Raw genomic sequence first — 384 nt, 5'->3', positions numbered from 1 at the left:
GTATAAATCATGTGCATGACTTTATTTACGGTTTCTTCATGTTCATAACGTGTTTTCATGCCAGGAGTACTATTACCAATTACAATTTCACTACCCTTTACACCAACTTCCAATGTTTCGCCTTGTTTAAATAGCGTGCCTGAAGGTAACAATTCGATTTCAACAGGTACTATCTCATCTTGTGACAACTTTAATTCTGTTTCATGTTTATGCCAAGGTTGCGCGATTGAGGATTTTTCTTGATCTAATTCACGATGTGATACGCGTAACCAACCAGTAGCTACTTGACCATTTTCAATATGATTAAAATCAGGGAAGTTAACTTCATTACCACGACGATCTAACTTTTTAATACCTGCAAATAAATCCATATCATCTGAGTCT

At 35.7% G+C, this 384-nt stretch carries 1 protein-coding gene; it reads right to left on the bottom strand.

The genetic code is table 11. The annotated features are described in order from the left end of the window. Window positions 1-384: CocE/NonD family hydrolase C-terminal non-catalytic domain-containing protein (locus tag A7976_RS14905; RefSeq protein WP_205633538.1), on the bottom strand; the 384-nt coding region annotated here is incomplete at both ends.

Origin of the sequence: Methylobacillus sp. MM3, from assembly GCF_001645185.1 — a bacterium.
GTDB lineage: Bacteria > Pseudomonadota > Gammaproteobacteria > Burkholderiales > Methylophilaceae > MM2.
Note: the sequence above shows the minus strand (reverse complement) of the source record. Positions and strands in the feature narration are given on the sequence as shown.